The 15,702-nt window shown below is 44.0% G+C and carries 11 protein-coding genes; 5 read left to right on the forward strand and 6 right to left on the reverse strand.

The genetic code is table 11. The features are described 5' to 3' along the window. Nucleotides 1-20: 20 nt before the first annotated feature. From FRX45_RS22795 to FRX45_RS22805, 3 genes are read right to left on the reverse strand one after another with little or no spacing between them, the layout of a single operon-like run. The gene (locus FRX45_RS22795) at nucleotides 21-1,319 is read right to left on the reverse strand and encodes a purple acid phosphatase family protein (protein ID WP_152270796.1); all 1,299 of its coding nucleotides are present in this window, start codon (nucleotides 1,317-1,319) and stop codon (nucleotides 21-23) included. Between the two features lie 16 nt (nucleotides 1,320-1,335). Further along, on the reverse strand, nucleotides 1,336-2,448 hold the full coding sequence (locus FRX45_RS22800) for an alkaline phosphatase family protein (RefSeq protein WP_152270797.1): 1,113 nt from the start codon (nucleotides 2,446-2,448) through the stop codon (nucleotides 1,336-1,338). A gap of 11 nt (nucleotides 2,449-2,459) precedes the next feature. Next, nucleotides 2,460-4,109: a glycerophosphodiester phosphodiesterase family protein gene (locus FRX45_RS22805; protein WP_152270798.1), complete on the reverse strand. Its 1,650-nt coding sequence runs from the start codon at nucleotides 4,107-4,109 to the stop codon at nucleotides 2,460-2,462. Nucleotides 4,110-4,693: 584 nt separating this feature from the next. On the opposite strand from FRX45_RS22805, the gene FRX45_RS22810 reads away from it, so the two are divergent. Further along, nucleotides 4,694-5,692, forward strand: coding sequence for an SMP-30/gluconolactonase/LRE family protein (locus FRX45_RS22810; RefSeq protein WP_152270799.1), 999 nt, complete (start codon nucleotides 4,694-4,696; stop codon nucleotides 5,690-5,692). Nucleotides 5,693-5,704: 12 nt separating this feature from the next. Here the strand turns inward: FRX45_RS22810 and FRX45_RS22815 are convergent, their stop codons facing one another. Then, on the reverse strand, nucleotides 5,705-6,016 hold the full coding sequence (locus FRX45_RS22815; RefSeq protein ID WP_152270800.1) for a hypothetical protein: 312 nt from the start codon (nucleotides 6,014-6,016) through the stop codon (nucleotides 5,705-5,707). 557 nt (nucleotides 6,017-6,573) lie between these two features. On the opposite strand from FRX45_RS22815, the gene FRX45_RS22820 reads away from it, so the two are divergent. Further along, nucleotides 6,574-6,756, forward strand: coding sequence for a hypothetical protein (locus FRX45_RS22820; RefSeq protein WP_152270801.1), 183 nt, complete (start codon nucleotides 6,574-6,576; stop codon nucleotides 6,754-6,756). 17 nt (nucleotides 6,757-6,773) lie between these two features. Here the strand turns inward: FRX45_RS22820 and FRX45_RS22825 are convergent, their stop codons facing one another. Beyond that, nucleotides 6,774-7,262, reverse strand: coding sequence for a hypothetical protein (locus tag FRX45_RS22825; RefSeq protein ID WP_152270802.1), 489 nt, complete (start codon nucleotides 7,260-7,262; stop codon nucleotides 6,774-6,776). A gap of 397 nt (nucleotides 7,263-7,659) precedes the next feature. Between FRX45_RS22825 and FRX45_RS23925 the strand changes: the two genes are divergently transcribed. After that, complete coding sequence (locus FRX45_RS23925; protein WP_193311823.1) at nucleotides 7,660-7,803, forward strand: phospholipase A; 144 nt, start codon at nucleotides 7,660-7,662, stop codon at nucleotides 7,801-7,803. A gap of 20 nt (nucleotides 7,804-7,823) precedes the next feature. Here FRX45_RS23925 and FRX45_RS22835 read toward each other — a convergent pair whose 3' ends face one another. Next, nucleotides 7,824-10,520: a valine--tRNA ligase gene (locus FRX45_RS22835; protein ID WP_152270803.1), complete on the reverse strand. Its 2,697-nt coding sequence runs from the start codon at nucleotides 10,518-10,520 to the stop codon at nucleotides 7,824-7,826. A 641-nt stretch (nucleotides 10,521-11,161) separates the two neighbouring features. On the opposite strand from FRX45_RS22835, the gene FRX45_RS22840 reads away from it, so the two are divergent. Together FRX45_RS22840 and FRX45_RS22845 are read left to right on the forward strand one after the other, a co-directional pair. After that, nucleotides 11,162-12,511: an exonuclease domain-containing protein gene (locus FRX45_RS22840; RefSeq protein ID WP_226805536.1), complete on the forward strand. Its 1,350-nt coding sequence runs from the start codon at nucleotides 11,162-11,164 to the stop codon at nucleotides 12,509-12,511. A 264-nt stretch (nucleotides 12,512-12,775) separates the two neighbouring features. After that, complete coding sequence (locus FRX45_RS22845) at nucleotides 12,776-15,019, forward strand: Tex family protein (protein WP_152270804.1); 2,244 nt, start codon at nucleotides 12,776-12,778, stop codon at nucleotides 15,017-15,019. The last annotated feature ends 683 nt before the right edge of the window (nucleotides 15,020-15,702 follow it).

Consider the following 15,702-nt stretch of genomic DNA (forward strand, 5'->3'; position numbering starts at 1 on the left):
AAAATTCGGGATGACCCGCATTATTTATTGTTCGGTTTTTGTTCTACCAGTTTATTGGGTTTCCCTTTTTGTTTTACAAGATCAAACGCATCATACAGTTCTCCCGCAGCAGTGTATGATTTATAGTGCAGCGTATTGCCTTCAACCGTTACCAACTGGAATAATTGTGTATACGAAGCCGATACATCCATCCAGTTGCCTTCAAATTTTGAAGACATTTTAGGACCACTTACAGACAATATATATACAGCACCGGATTTTTCATCTTTGGTGGCGCCCTCTATCTTTTGCATCCCCCTCGCATAGGCATGATCGTGACCCTGTAGTACAATATCCACTTTATACTTGTCGAATAAAGGCTTAAAGGTACTGCGCATGCGCACATTATCGCGGGTGGGTCGTATGGAATAAAAAGGATGATGAAAAACAACGGCTGTCCACGGGTTGGGATTATTGCGCAGCAGCGAATCCACCCATACCTTCTGTTTCTGCAGATCTTTATCCGATTCTTCTACCCGGTAAGAGTTGATGGAAATAAAACGCATGCCCTGCACATCGGTGAAGTAGCATGTTTCTTTTAAACCTTCCGGCCCATTTTCGGGAAGCGTAAATTGAGGACGCCAGAAAGCCGATAAGGTATCTCCTGTACGGGCATATTCATGATTTCCGGGCGAATGCATGCCCGGTATGGTGCTGTGTATAAAGCTACCGCCGTAAAATAATTCGCCCCATTCCAAATCGCTGTTTCCACGGTTTACAATATCACCCGCATACAAAATTAAATTGGCATCAGGCATTTTAGCATAAGCATCCCTTATTACCCTTGGCCATAATGTTTTTATACCGGCCTGCACATCACCCAAATAAATAAACGAAAGTTTGTCACCGGATTTTCCAGCAGTTCTGGTATGAAACCATTCACTCCAGTGAGCGCCCTGCCCCACCCTGTACATGTATAAGGTTTTAGGCCTGAGACCGGACACTGTTACAGAATGATAGTTGGCAGCAATATCTTCAAACTTAAACGCTTCGCTTTTTGCCTGCTTCCGCGATGCCTTGTCAACAGCACGGGGATCAGCCGTAACAGGCATGATTTCGAGGAACCCTTCTCGAACGGTATCGCATGTGCGCCAGTTTACGGCTATTGATGTGGATGGATCCCCGGTTACATTCAATACGATCCTGTCGGGGTTTGGCGTTGGCGGAAAAGGATTAACCGCTGCTGTTTGAGCCTGTATCCCGGTGCAAAAAAAGGCTAATAATACAACAAAGCCGGCATGCAGGAATAATCTTTTTTTCCGTTGATCAACTTTAATCATGAATGAGATATTATAATCAGTTCTTAATTTCCCTTACTTCCTCCGCTATCGGGTGGTTGGACTGGTAATGCAATCCGAGCAATGAAGCAATGGTTTGCGCGGACTGTTTTTGATACAATTGCATGGCTGTTTTTACTTCTCCTTTGGCAGGTATGCCTGGTCCCATCACGGCCATCCACATTTCATGCGAATCGGCAACGCCCCCGCTTCCGTGCCCGGTCCACTGATCTTTAGTAACATCACCCCGGCCATGATCGGTTGTAATAAAAAGAGCCGTTTTGTTTTTATATTCAGGCGTGCTTTGCACATACTCCCATATTTCTTTTATCCATGTATCCACCTGCTTTGCTGCATCCAAGTAATCCTTATATTGCCCGGCATGCGCCCATTCATCGGTTTCACCATAGCCAATAAAAAGTACACGGGGTTTTTTCTCCTTCAAATATTCCATAGCAGCGTAATGGGTAAACACATCTAAGCATTCGCCCTGTCCGTATGGTTTATATGAATTTTTAAGCATGGCATTGATCAGTTCTTCTTTTGGCGTTGGATGTTCGCCGCCGGTAGCGCTGAATGCCGCTACTACCGGAAACCCGCACCGTTCTTTATTGAGTATGCGGTCGAAAGCGCCCCATGCCCCGAAAGCCGCTACTCTTCCTTTAAACCCTTCCTGCTGGTTGATGTATTCGAGTACTGTTGTATGCGGGTTTGCCATATACTCATTGGAATTGATAGCCGTATCCGGATAACCGGTAAATATTTCATTATAGCCGGGGTAAGAGAACCAGTAAGGATTGGCAACATCAACTTTGTTGTTATAATGCCTGTTGCCATAGAGCTGGCCCGTTTGTACGATGCTGTCCCAGAAAAAAGGAAATAATTTTTTTCTTCTTCCTGATGGGTCCGTAGCCCAGTAATGTTCAAAAATAGCGGCACTGTCGGAACGGCCCTGGTTAAAACGGCTATCGGCTGCTATAGCACTATCCATACCTGTAAACAGTTCCTGCCAGCGCAAACCATCGGTGGTAATAACGATTACATTTTCGATTTTACCTTCTGTATTGTCTGTAGTATTGCCGGTACAGCCATAAAGAACAACCCATCCGGCCAGCAGCAATATTTTATTCATAACAGTTGTTTTTATTTTGCGGGATAATATTTTTCAAGCCATGAAAAAGTTTTGGCAAATACATCAACTGCCGCTGCCGGGCCCACACCATGCTTTTCGCCGGGATAGATTTCGAGCTGTGCAGGTATATTCAGCTCCTGTAGCTTTTTATACAGGTTTTCGGCCTGGCTTACGTTCACCAGCGGATCTTCCCCGCCATGGAATAAAATGGTAGGTACAGCGGTTTCCTTTGTAAGATGATAAGCGGGGCTTGCATCTTTTGTGATCTGCGCATGTACATCCTTCTCGCCTAAAAAGTTGATCACCGTTTTATCCGCATCGCTGCCATCGGACCTTACCGCCTTGTCTGTAAGGTCTGTTGGTCCCCACAGGTCAATTACCGTTTTCACCTGCTTCGCATCATCATATCCATAGGCGTACAGCATGGCCAAATGCCCACCGGCACTGCCACCCATCAACGCGTATTCGTTGCCGTTATATTCATACTTCTTTGCATTTTTTGAAATAAACGCCAGCGCTTTTTTTACATCTTCAATTTGTGCGGGAAAACGATTGTTGCCGTTTTTCACCAAACGGTAATTCATAGAAACCACCAGGTAACCGCGTTTGCCTACCAGTTCTTCAATCAACTGTTTGGGAAATTCTTCTTTATCGCCTCCGGTCCATCCGCCGCCATGTATATACACAATTACCCTGGCATTGGGCTGCATCTCTTTTGGGAAGTAGGCATCGAACATGTTTTCATCGCCCGGAGCCTTGCCATATTTTATATTCTTTAATTCCCTGTACGTTTTCTTTTTATATTTCGCATAAGGGTCTTCTTTGGTCATATCCTTCCCCAACCCGTTTCGTAAACCGCTTTTGTTCAAATAAGCGATCAGGGCTTCCGGGTTGTTGGTCTGTATTCCCTGTATTTCTTTTTGCAATACCTGGTTCCATTCATCTGCCCCTTCATGATCGCTTTGTGCATCCAGCCATACCGCTACCCCTTTATCATTGGCTGTTGCTACCATTTCCTTATCATTAATATTATCCAGCACTTCAATGGTTCCCTGTTCCAGGAAAAATGCCAATTGTTCCTTATTTTTTACTTCTTCAATGGCGCTGGTAATTAAGGGGATGCCCGGGGCTGTTTTTCTCCATTCTTTATATTGGGGTATTGCATTGATGTATACCGCCACCTGTTTTTCCATACCGGCTTCCTGTATCTGCCTGTAGGTTTCGGTTACACCGGCATCTTTAAAATCGAGATAAATATTGATTTTGCCTTTACATGCTTTCAATACATTGCTCAAAGTTGGAATGCGGTATGTTTTTTTTGTGGGTTTGTTTTTATCGGCCACTTTCAGTTGCTGTATTTCATCCAGTGTAAGGTCTTTTACATTGCCCCTGCCGTTGGTCATCCGGTCAACAGTGGCATCGTGGTGAATAACAAGCTGGCCGTCTTTGGTAGTACGCAGGTCAATTTCTACATAATCGGCGCCGCTTTTTATCGCTTCTTTTACAGATTCAAGCGTGTTTTCCGGTACTTTAATATGGTTACCCCTGTGGGCAATTACAACCAGCTTATATTTTGTTTCAGGGAGCGGTGCAGGCGCCGGCTGCGAAAAAACAATTGCAGCGGAAAAAAGTAAGAACAGGGTTAAGAAGCAATTTCTCATAAAGGGTGTTGATAGAGATGATCTTTTTTATTTTGAGCGAAACCGGAAAGCTGCAACTGCAGGCTTAAGGCCAAACAGGATATGATCTTATTCCTCATTATGTATTGTTCAAGGGAGGCTAAAAATAGAAATGTATACTCATATCCCATGCAAAAATCATTTTACAACAATTAATTAATATGACAGTTTCATGCAATCCCGGGAAAGGGATTGCAGGCGATGAAGATCCGGAATGGATCAATTTTAATTCCCGGAATATGCATTAACATGCAAAAATTAGCATAAAAAAGCATTTTTTTCGGTTTTAATCGAGAAAAGATATAAATTGTTATCATTAACGCCGTTGATATGTTAAACGAAAGATGAGAGGCATTACCAATATCACAGGCATCATGTAATGCATATCCGCATTTGCTGCAACAGAACGGGTACCTTTTCAATACGCCTGCCGAACCTGCATTCTAACAATAGTATTAGCAGCATTCCTGTAACAGCAAAGCCTTTACACAAGCTTTGCTGTTTTTTGTTTATTGGTATATGACAGCGGAATTAATAATATCTTCACTACGTTAAAACGATTGCTTATGCACAAAGTCATTTTTTCTGTATTAACAGCAGCGCTTGCCTTTGGCTGCAATGAATCATCTTTCAAAACCATCGGTTCTATACAACAATTGGATCCTTCACTGGAAAAAATCATAGACACAACTGCACCTGTTGAAATAATTGCGGAAGGATTCGACTGGACAGAAGGTCCGCTGTGGGTGGAAAGTGAAAAAATGCTGTTGTTCTCCGATATCCCTCCCAACAAAATTTTTAAATGGACAGAAGGCAAAGGCACTGAATTGTACCTTACGCCTTCGGGTTATACCGGCGCCACACCACGAGCCGGCGAGCCGGGCTCCAACGGCCTATTACTGAATAAGGAAGGTAAACTGGTGATGTGCCAGCATGGCGACAGGCGCATGGCAATGATGGATGCGCCATTGAATGCACCTAAAGCTGCATTTGTGCCATTGGCCGACAATTACAAGGGAAAGAAATTCAACAGTCCCAATGACGCTGTATTCAGAAGCAACGGCGATCTGTTTTTTACCGACCCGGCTTACGGACTGGAAAAAACAATGGATGACCCGGCAAAAGAAATTCCTTTCCAGGGTGTATATAAAGCAAATGAAAAGGGAGAAGTAACCCTGCTAACGGCCAACATTACCCGCCCCAATGGAATTGCATTTACCAACAATGAAAAAACCCTCATTGTAGCCAATTCCGATCCGCAAAAGCCGGTGTGGTATATGTTTGATATAGACGAACATGACAGCCTCTACAATGAAAGATTAATGTATGATGTAACGGAAGCGTCCAAAAAAGAAAAAGGTTCACCGGATGGTTTAAAGGTTGACAAGCAGGGTAATGTCTTTGCAACCGGGCCGGGCGGTGTATGGATATTTAATAATGAGGGGAAACCTGTTGGAAAGATATCGGTTCCGGAAGCCTGCAGCAATGTGGCGCTGGCCGATGACGACAAAACGCTGTACATTACTGCAGACATGTATGTACTGAGAGTAAGGATGAAAAACTAAAAGGTGGGGCCCTTAGTGCCTGTTTTTCCTGTTTTTGTGGTGATGCTTCTTTTCGCGTGCATACGCATCATAACGGGAATGCTTAACTGCTTTTTTCCAGTGCTTCGCCTGGCGGGGGTGCACGTAGCGGGGCGACACATAAACATATCTTCCACCATGCGTTACGTGATGCCCGGGTATCCATACCGCACCGGGGAATGGAGGCGGAGGGATCATTACAACAGCCGGTCTTTCGGCAACGATTACACGCGATTGTGCCGCGCAGGAACTGAATAAAAAACCTATTAAAACGGCTGGCACGAGTGCTTTGTACATGGCTTTCATAATGGTAAATTTTAGGTGAGTTTGTATATGGACGGCTAAGGCGGGGGCGGGTTTAGCGGCATATTGCGCACCAGTGCATTTTAACAAGATGTATAGGGAGACTTATAAAAGCACCAAGAACCAAATTACAAGAAACAAAATAAAACCTCTTCGCCGTGGCGGATTTAAATCCGAAGCCTTGAACCCGAAATTCGAAGCAATACAAAGCACCAAATAGCAAATTACAAGAAACAAACTTGCCTAAAGGGCAGGCAGGCCTGTCCGCCGGTGCGGATAAACTTCAAATTTAAAACCCAACATCGGAAGCGAAATACGAGTAAATCCAAAGCTTGATGCCCTACCTTGCGAAGGTCTGTAGCGGTGGTGGTGTGCGAAGCTGACCTGTGCCAGTTCATTACTCATTAAAGCTAAAGCAATAACTTTATAAGCAAACCGCTAACCATGAACACCAAATACAAGTGGAAACAGTGAGCGTATATTGATGAAGAAATTAGTAACATCAAGGCACAGGTCTGGCTAAACACGAAGCAATAGTACCAAACCTGCGCCAGCGCAGAGTGAATTATATCGGCGATAACAAGGATAACCCGGAATGGGAGAAAATGACGATCGAAGGCATTGGCTGGGCGGCTGGCTTCAATTCCCGGATTACACTATTTAAAGCCATCAAAAAACAAACCGGCTTATCACCATCATCTTTCTTAAAAAGAGCGATACCTGATGAAAATGAAAACTTGTAAACCCAGGGTTGCATTTTTCAATACCCGCCACAGTCAGCTTTATTGAGCAGCAGCCCTTTTCCAAAAGTTAAATCGCTGGTATTCTTAAATACCATCTTCCCTTCTTTCTCTTCCATATCTCCATAACCTTCAATGGCAACGCTATCCTTTAATAAAAAAATAACCTGCCTTGTTGATAATTTCCCTTCCGACATAAATTTATAATCTGCCAGCAGTGTATCGCCATGAATCAGCCCATTAAATTCTCCATTGTTGCTGTCTTTTTCATAAAAATCATACAATAACTTTCCCGTAACCACATTGGGAAATACTTCCACTTTTAATTTAAAAGTATCCTTCCCGCTTACAGCGGTATAGCAGGATGATGCCGGTATCATTATTTTGTTTTCTACCGTTTTTGGTGTATCCACCGTTGTGGCTATTTCGGTGGATTGCTTTGGTTCATTGTTACATGCTGCCATCATTGCAGCCGTACCAATAACTACCAGTAATCTTAATTTTCTCATTTGTATTTTAATTTTATAATGGAGCCGTCTTCCGCTTTTGAGGCAGGCCCAACTTTGAATAATGTCTGCTTTGCTTCATTCTCCTGATTTGCGGGGAATGGGTGTTGGCCTTGGCGCTTGTATTGGCCAGGTAACAGCTAAGTATGCAACAATCCTTAATAAATTTGCAACTCATCCCTAACGCTCCATAAGGTAGTAAAATACTTGTTATTATATCTGAAGGTTTTCCAAAAGTTTTTTATGCCCATGTCTTGCATTAAGTGTAAACCTGTAAATCATTTGAATCGCACTTACAATCATCAATATAAGAAAGCCGTTGCAAAAAAATTAAAACATCTTTTAAAAAAAACCGCAAAGATGGAGGTACATCCCCTTTCCCGTAGCCGGAACTGTACCATTGCAGGGACGCATACAATTCGACTGGACTTTTGCGGTAGCGGGTAATTTTGAAATGAACCTGCAATTGGCGGATGGTTATGGCCAAACGCTCATAGATACAACCACTGACAGACAACGATTGACGTGGGTGCGGCACTATTGAGTGGTAAAGATGAAAATGCATCAATCCAACCGCGCCAGACTTTCTTCTATCGCTTTAATTTTGGCTTCTGCATCGGCCAGTTTTTTCCTTTCCAGCTCCACTACTTCTGATTTTGCATTTTGTACAAAGCGTTCGTTGCTTAGTTTTTTTGCTATAGATGTAAAGAAGCCTTTTTGATAAGCAAGGTCTTTTTCCAATTGCTCTTTCTGAGCTGCATGATCGGCGGGAAGCGCTGAATGAACATAGAATTTATCTTTACCGATCACCAAACTGATATTGCCTTTTTCCGCTGTATCAGCAATATGCATAACCGGAGCATTTACCTGTTTGCCCAGTATGGAACGGATATTATTGTATTTATCCGGGTTGCCGGTTTCTATGTGCAAACTTATTTCATCCTTAGGTTTGATCCTGTTCTTCACCCTCGCATCGCGCAATGCAGTAATGGCCTGCTTAAGCAATTCACCTTCACCAAGGTATACACTATTGGAATCAGCAACAGGAGTAAGTTGTTTTACACACATATCCTCTTTTCTTTCTTCCAGCGAATGGTATATCTCTTCTGTAATAAAAGGCATATAAGGATGCAACAATTGCAGCAACTCAGTAAAATAAGCTACCGTTTTGTTATATACATCCGCTGAAATGGGCTGATCAAAACCAGGCTTCACCCATTCAAGATACCAACTGCAGAAATCATCCCATATTAAAGAGTAAATGGTTTTAAGCGCTTCGCTCAGGCGAAATTCTGAAAATAGCTTTTCCACTTCAGCTTTTACTTCATTGAGCCTGCTTTCAAACCATTGTGTTGCAAACTGGTCCCCAACAGGCAGCGATGCGTCAATTTTTTTCTCCCACATCTTTACCAGCTTCAGCGCGTTCCACAATTTATTGTTGAAGAATTTTCCCTGATCTAAGGAAGCATTATCAAACAACAGGTCATTGCCTGCAGGAGAGGATATCATAATACCAAAACGAACGGCATCTGCACCATACGCGTCAATAAGTTTCAGCAGGTCGGGCGAATTACCCAATTGCTTGCTCATCTTCCTGCCCTGCTTATCCCGCACCATGCCGGTAAAATATACATCCTTAAAAGGAATTGCTTTTTCAATTGGCTTTTCTTTATTGTATTCCAGTCCCGCCATGATCATCCTGGCCACCCAGAAAAATATAATGTCCTGCCCGGTTACCAGTACCGATGTGGGATAGTAATATGCGATGTCGCTATTACCAGGGCTGGAAATGCCTTTAAACACTTCCATGGGCCAAAGCCAGGAAGAGAACCAGGTGTCGAGCACATCTTCATCCTGCGTTAATACAGCGTTACTATTGTTTTCGCCATACTGAGCGGCATACAATTTTTTAGCGGCTTCCTCATTTTCGGCTACTACCACGTTGCCTTTATCATCGTACCATGCCGGTATCTGCTGCCCCCACCACAACTGGCGGCTTATGCACCAGTCCTTTACATTTTCTAACCAATACTTATAAGTAGCCAGAAATTTATCGCCGGGATGAATAGTGATCTCACCATCAAGCACTGCTTTTAAAGCAGGTTCGGCAAGAGGTTTCATTTTTAGAAACCATTGGGTTGAAATACGTGGTTCTACCACAACCCCTGTGCGTTGGCTATAGCCGAGGCGGGTAGCATATTCTTCTTCTTTAACAATGAACCCTTTCTCTGTTAATCCGGCAATGATCTTTTTGCGGGCGGCGAACCGGTCTTCTCCCACATATATTTGCGCCGCTTCGCTTAATGTACCATCGGCATTCAGCGTATCTACCACTTCTAAGTTGTGCTTTAAACCGAGATTATAGTCATTGATATCATGAGCGGGTGTAACTTTTAAAGCCCCTGTACCAAATGCCGGGTCAACATATTCATCAAAAATAATGGGTATGCTGCGGTTAATAAGCGGAACAATGGCCTTAGCATTTTTTAAATGCGAATAGCGTTCATCGTTAGGATTAACACAAACAGCGGTATCGCCCATAATGGTTTCGGGGCGCTGGGTGGCAATAACAATTCCTTTTTCGCCGGTCAGCGGGTTGAGTATTTCTTTTCCCGCTTCATCCGTAATGCTGTACCGGATATAATACAATTTTCCCTGCAGGTCCTTATATTCCACCTCTTCATCACTCAAAGCCGTTTGCGCCGAGGGATCCCAGTTGATCATTCTTGCGCCGCGGTAAATCAGTCCTTTGCCGTGCAGATCCACAAATACCTTCATCACGGCTTTGTAATAATCATCATCCATGGTAAAAGTTACCCGGTCCCAGTCTACACTACAGCCTAATTTTTCTACCTGGCTATAAATAATGCCGCCATATTTTTCTTTCCATTCATAAGCATATTTTAAAAATTCGGGCCTGCTTAAACTGTTCTTGTCAATTCCTCTTTCCTTAAGCATGCCTACCACCTTAGCTTCGGTGGCAATAGAGGCATGGTCGCTGCCGGGTACCCAGCAGGCGTTAAAACCTTTCATACGCGCTCTGCGAACGAGGATATCCTGAACCGTTTCATTGAGCGTATGCCCCATGTGCAATACACCCGTAACATTGGGCGGGGGAATAACCACAGTAAAAGGCCTGCGGCTATCGGGCACACTCTTAAAATATTTCTTTTCTTTCCAGTGCCTGTTCCATTTTTCTTCAACAGATGCAGGCTCATAATTTTTGCTGAATTCTTCCATAAAGTCGGCAAAGGTAAGCATATTTGAGGGCGAAAGTGAAGAGTGAAAAGTGAAAGGTGAGTGGTGAGAGATGTATCAAAATCAAATGTTTGGCTTCAGGCGTTGCGCCGATCCGCTAAGACCTCCCAGCGCCCCCGCCACTGCGGGGAGAGGGCCGGGGTGAGATGTGCATAAAAAAACACTTTCCCAAACAAACGGAAAAGTGCTTTTACCAGGGCAAATAATTTTACCAGGAGAGGTAAGTGATAACCGCAATCGTTGCATATACCAGGATAACAATCATAGCGATTTTTGCACCCTCACCTACATGTAATGAGTTAAAAAGCTTCATAATTGATGATTTTAAGATGAAAAAATCAGGACCGGATCATACAAAGCTTTCAAAGGAGGGGATGGATAATGTTCAATTGGTGTTGTTTCGAGGCCGAAATACAGTAAAATTATACCGTATATTATTATTCCATTACTAACCAGAATACAGATACCCCGAAGTTAAGTATTTTCAATTGTATTTCGCTCAATTTATTGTTCTCTCCCGGCCTTATTGTGCATATAATGTGGTTAATATTTTGTTTATCATTGATAATCAGCATTTTTGAAATGCTTAACGCAAAAATGGTCAAAGGATTTTATCTTTAGATAAGCGATAAAACAAGAGGATTTTGATTTATGCAATAGTGGATATAGAAACAACGGGAGGGTATGCAGCTTCCAATGGCATTACAGAAGTAGCCATTTTTGTGCATGATGGTTTGAAAATAATTGATCGTTTTGAAACGCTGATCAACCCTCAGCAGACCATCCCTTATTTTATTCAAACCATGACGGGCATTACCAATGAAATGGTAGCCAATGCACCCTCTTTTGAAGAAGTGGCGGCACAATTGTTTGCCATACTCAACGATAAGATATTTATTGCGCACAATGTAAATTTTGACTACTCTTTTTTGAAACACCAGTTGCAGCAGTGCGGCTATGAACTGAATGCAAAAAAATTATGTACGGTAAGGCTCACCCGGAAAGTGTTTACCGGTCTTCCCTCCTACAGTTTGGGCAATATTTGCCGCTCCCTGCAAATCCCCATCGAAAACAGGCACCGTGCCGGGGGTGATGCATGGGCAACTGTTCGCTTGTTTGAGATGCTGCTGCACAATAATGCACAACCGCATATTGAGCAGTTCCTCAAAAAATCATCCAAAGAACAGTACCTTCCATTGCACCTCCCCAAGGAACAAATTGAAAAATTACCACGGAAGCCGGGCGTATATTATTTCAGGAATCAAAAAGGTAAAGTAATCTATGTGGGAAAAGCAAAGAGTTTGAAAAAGCGGGTGAGCAGTCATTTTACGCACAACGGCGCCAGCAGGCAAAAACAGGAATTCATACGCAATGTGCATGATATCAGTTACCAGCTTTGCGGCACCGAACTGATGGCGGCTGTACTGGAAGAAACCGAAATCAAAAGATTATGGCCCCTGTACAACACGAGCCGCAAACAGGTGAGCCTCCAGTACGGATTGTATGTATTTGAAGATCAGCGGGGATATGCCCGGCTGGCCATTGAGCGAAAAAGAAAGCATCTTCGTCCTGTACATACATTCGGATTGTTGTGGGAAGGCTACCGACTGCTGTGGAAGATGATAGAACGGCACCGGCTTTCACCGCGGCTTTGCTTTGTAGATAAAACCCGGGAGATGGGTGAACTTGCAGAACAATATGATGAGCCGGTTGTATACAATCAACGTGTAGAACAGGCATTGCAAACACTGTATGAAGAACTGCCCACTTTTGCGGTTTTGGGTGAAGGCGTTGAAGACGGGCAGCAAAGTTGTTTATTGATTGAGAAAGGAAAATTTTATGGTATGGGCTATGTTCCGCAGGAAATGAAGATGAGGGATGTTGGAAAACTGAAAAAGGTTTTAACGCCATATCACGATAATGATTTTATACGCGATATGATATACCGCTACGCCGAAACCAATCCGCAGCAAATGGTGAATTTTAATGAGTAGTGAGTATTTGGATTTAAGATTTGAGATCTAAAGATTTGAGATTGCATTTGTATTCGGATTTGAATCCACCACGGCGGACAGGTTTTCTTTGATTCTAATGATTTGGTTTTTAATGTTTTTTTTCGGATTTCGAATTTGAGTATTCGGATTTGAGATTTATTTGGTTCTTGTGATTTACTATTGGAGCTTTATATCCCCCTTAATCAAACCCACCCATTTTTCCAAGTTTTTGTTTTCAGTTTCAGCCATTAGTTTCGCATTCTTATGACAGCATTTGCACCACTGATAGCAACAAAATTAAATATCCGCACACAGCAGGCGGAAACCGTGCTGGCACTGCTTGCCGAAGGCGCCACCATTCCTTTTATAGCACGCTACCGCAAAGACAAAACCGGCGCTTTGGATGAAGTGGTGATACAGCAGATCGATGATGAATCAAAAGCGCTCAAGGCTTTTACGGAACGCAAAACGGCCATAGAGAAATCCATAACGGAGCAGGAAAAGATGACGGAGGAACTGCAGCAAAAATTAAACAATGCGGTAACCCTGGCAGAACTGGAAGATATTTATCTTCCTTATAAACCCAAACGCCGAACGAAAGCACAGACAGCAAAAGAAAACGGGCTGGAACCGCTGGCTTTGCTGATCCTTGAGCAAAAAGATACCGATCTCCCCGCCGAAGCGGAAAAATATTTCAATGAAAAAATAAAAACGGTTGACGAGGCCTTACAGGGCGCGAGGGATATTATTGCAGAACAGGTGAACGAAGACGCGCAACTCCGTGCCAAAATGCGCAAACTTTTTGAAGACAGCGCTACCCTGCAGAGTAAGGTAGTGAGTGATAAGGAAGCGGAAGGCATAAAATTTAAGGATTACTTTGACTACAGTGAACCGGTAATGAAGGTACCCTCCCACCGTGCACTGGCCGTGCTGCGGGGTTTTGTGGAAGGCATATTGCGTATTGCCATTGCCCCCGCAGAGGAACAGGCTGTTGAACAAATGGAGGCATTATACGCCAAAGGTATAAGCGACAGCAGCGCCCAGGTAAGAAAAGCCGTGAAGGACGCTTACCGGAGGCTGTTGCAACCCGCACTGGAAACGGAATTCAGAACCATGCTGAAACAACGGGCCGATGAGGAAGCCATCAATGTATTTTCGGAAAATCTGAAACAATTGCTGCTAAGCTCCCCGCTGGGTGGAAAAAAAGTATTGGCGATTGACCCCGGTTACCGTACGGGATGCAAAGTGGTATGTTTAGATGAAAAAGGAGCGTTCAAAAAAAATGACCTGATATATATACACGAACCCGGTAAACTCAGCAGTTCGGAACATACCATCAGGCACCTGGTGGAGAGTTTTCATATTGAAGCTATCGCCATTGGCGATGGAACGGCAGGCAGGGAAACGGAACAGTTCATTAAAAAGCTCGGACTTGGCTTACCTGTTTTTTTAGTGAATGAAGACGGCGCTTCCATCTATTCCGCTTCTGAAATTGCAAGGGAAGAATTTCCCGACCAGGATATTACGGTACGCGGCGCCGTTAGTATAGGCCGCCGCTTGATGGACCCGCTGGCGGAACTGGTAAAAATTGACCCCAAGAGTATTGGCGTGGGGCAATACCAGCACGATGTGAACCAATTCAGACTAAAGGAAAGATTGGATCAGACCGTTGTGAGTTGTGTAAACCAGGTGGGTGTAAACCTCAACACCGCAAGCAAGCATTTGCTGGCCTATGTAAGCGGCATTGGCAGCACCCTGGCTGATAATATCATTAAATACAGGAATGAAACAGGAGGCTTCACCAATCGCAACCAGTTGCTCAAAGTGCCGCGCCTGGGCGGAAAAGCATACGAACAATGCGCAGGCTTTTTGCGCATCAAGGAAGGCGATAATCCTTTAGACGGCAGCGCCGTGCACCCTGAGGCCTATACATTGGTAAAACAAATGGCCGCCGATAATAAGGTAGATGTAAAATCCCTGATTGGAAATGAAAGCCTGGTTAAAGACATCAATCCCAAACAATACATCAGCGAACAATTTGGGGAACATACCATACAGGATATTTTAAAGGAATTACAGAAACCCGGACTGGATCCCCGCAGCGAAGTGCAGCAGTTTGAATTTGCGGCCATCTACAGCATTGAAGAAGTGCAGGTGGGCATGGTATTGCCGGGCATTGTTACCAACCTTACCCGCTTTGGCGCCTTTATTGACATTGGCGTAAAACAGGACGGGCTGGTGCATGTGTCGGAAATAGCGCATAAATATATACAGGACCCCAATGAAGTATTAAAGCTCAACGAGCATGTCCAGGTAAAAGTGCTGGAGGTTGACCAGGTGCGCAAACGAATAGCTCTTTCCATTAAACAAACACAGGAAGCGCCCCAGCGGCAGGAGTTCCGGAAAAGCAATAACAGGTCGTTTGAACAAAAAGAAAAAGTGCCTGATTTATCCGGCGCTTCACTCACGGATGCATTGAGCGCACTGAAGAAAAAATTTGGGAAATAAGCATAAAGAAAATACAAAGGATCAAATAGCAAATCCGAAGTAAAAATTTCGAAATCCGAACAGTATACAAAGCATCAAAAACAAAAAGCAAGAACCAAATCTGTCCGCCGGGGCGGATATTAAATTCGAAGCTAAAGATGTCTCGTTCCCGCGGCGGCGGCTTACTCAGCATGACAAGCAGCGGTGCTCGGTTTAGTTCCACTACCAAAGCTCAGCCACATTGCCACTACCTATCATTCCGATGAAGCCTGGCTACTGGCGCAGGCAGGGAGGAATCCATCTTCGCTCCGATCATTTCGCTACGCTTATCATTAACAACTCAGATGCTTCGTTCCCGCCGCGGCGGCTAACTCAGCATGACAAGCAGCGGTGCTCGGTTTAGTTCCACTACCAAAGCTCAGCCACATTGCCACTACCTATCATTCCGACGAAGCAGGAATCTGCCTTCGCTCCGATCATTTTACTACAGCTATCATTCACGATTCGGATGTTTCGTTCCCACGGCGGGTAGGCTGACGAGCAGTAGAACAAGGATTCAGCTTTTATACTACAGTTCAACCACCTACCACGGCCTGTCATTCCGACGCAGGAGGAATCTGCCTTCGCTCCGATCATTTTACTACAGCTATCATTCACGATTCGGATGTTTCGTTCCCACGGCGGGTAGGCTGACGAGCAGTAGA

This window comes from Agriterribacter humi, assembly GCF_009192765.1.
Lineage (GTDB): Bacteria > Bacteroidota > Bacteroidia > Chitinophagales > Chitinophagaceae > Agriterribacter > Agriterribacter humi.

Coding starts and splice junctions, on each gene's coding strand:
- FRX45_RS22815 (WP_152270800.1), bottom strand. CDS start 6,016: ATGAAAGCCATGTACAAAGCACTCGTGCCAGCCGTTTTAATAGGTTTT.
- FRX45_RS22800 (WP_152270797.1), bottom strand. CDS start 2,448: ATGAATAAAATATTGCTGCTGGCCGGATGGGTTGTTCTTTATGGCTGT.
- FRX45_RS22805 (WP_152270798.1), bottom strand. CDS start 4,109: ATGAGAAATTGCTTCTTAACCCTGTTCTTACTTTTTTCCGCTGCAATT.
- FRX45_RS22845 (WP_152270804.1), top strand. CDS start 12,776: ATGACAGCATTTGCACCACTGATAGCAACAAAATTAAATATCCGCACA.
- FRX45_RS22825 (WP_152270802.1), bottom strand. CDS start 7,262: ATGAGAAAATTAAGATTACTGGTAGTTATTGGTACGGCTGCAATGATG.
- FRX45_RS22810 (WP_152270799.1), top strand. CDS start 4,694: ATGCACAAAGTCATTTTTTCTGTATTAACAGCAGCGCTTGCCTTTGGC.
- FRX45_RS22795 (WP_152270796.1), bottom strand. CDS start 1,319: ATGATTAAAGTTGATCAACGGAAAAAAAGATTATTCCTGCATGCCGGC.
- FRX45_RS22835 (WP_152270803.1), bottom strand. CDS start 10,520: ATGCTTACCTTTGCCGACTTTATGGAAGAATTCAGCAAAAATTATGAG.